The 999-nt window shown below is 69.6% G+C and carries 2 protein-coding genes; both read left to right on the top strand.

The window, feature by feature from the left end; translation table 11 throughout:
• Positions 1–367: DUF4430 domain-containing protein (locus tag GPA_RS15185; protein ID WP_231847674.1), on the top strand; the 367-nt coding region annotated here is incomplete at its 5' end.
• Positions 368–384: 17 nt separating this feature from the next.
• Positions 385–999, top strand: a 615-nt coding sequence (locus GPA_RS19600; RefSeq protein WP_041239758.1) for an energy-coupling factor transporter transmembrane component T family protein, incomplete at its 3' end; no start/stop codon positions are given.

Here is a 999-nt window from a genome sequence, read left to right as displayed (position 1 = left end):
CGAGTCCGGTGCCGCTTCGGCCGGCACCGTGTCTCCCCCTTCGGCTGCCCCCGCGCAGCCGGCCACCGTCACCGTGAGTGTGAGCGTGGATTCGTCGGCCGCCGACGGGCGCGTGTCGGGCGGCGCCAATCCCACGTTCGAGCAGGGCGCCACCGTCTACGACGCGCTCATGGCGTGCAGCCTTTCCGTGAACGCGTCGAGCACGCCGCTCGGCATCTACGTGAGCGCCATCGGCGGCCTGGCGGAGAAGGAGTATCCTGGCGAGAGCGGATGGAAGTTCTCCGTCAACGGCGAGGTCATCATGAGGGCCTGCGATAGCGTCGTCCTCCAAGACGGCGACGTCGTGCGCTGGTTCTACGTCCGATAGGGAAGGGAGGCGCGGCGATGCTCGGCAGCGGGGGCTCGAAGCCCACGGCGTTCGACCGGTACCATCCGGCGGTGGCGTTCGGCTACTTCGCCTGCATGCTCGCGTTCAGCATGGCGGCGATGCAGCCGGTCTACCTCGCCCTCTCGCTCGCTGCCGCGCTTGCGTACAGCGTCGTCCTGCGGGGCATGCGCGCCACGCTGCGCACGGTGCTGTGGCAGATGCCGCTCATCTTGGTGATGGCGGTGGCGAACCCGCTGTTCTCGGCCATGGGCTCCACGGAGCTCTTCCGCATCGGCCTGCGGGCGTTCTACCTTGAGAGTCTCGTGTTCGGCGCCTGCATGGGCGCCATGCTGTCGTGCGTGCTGCTGTGGTTCTCGAACGCCTCGCGCGCGCTCTCCTCGGACAAGGTCATGGCGCTGTTCGGCAACGCGGCCCCCACCATCGGCCTCATGCTGTCCATGGCGATGCGCCTCGTGCCCCAGTTCATGCGACGGGGCGCCGCGGTGGGCGACGTGCAGCGCGCGTGCACCTCGGCGGGCGCCGCGGGGCCGCGCGAGGGTGCGCGCTCGCGGTTGCGCCTGACGTCGGTGCTGATGGGATGGGATATGGAAGACTCGCTCGATACCGCCGAC

Origin of the sequence: Gordonibacter pamelaeae 7-10-1-b, assembly GCF_000210055.1 — a bacterium.
GTDB classification, from domain to species: Bacteria; Actinomycetota; Coriobacteriia; order Coriobacteriales; family Eggerthellaceae; genus Gordonibacter; species Gordonibacter pamelaeae.
This window is presented reverse-complemented; position numbering and strand designations above follow the sequence as displayed.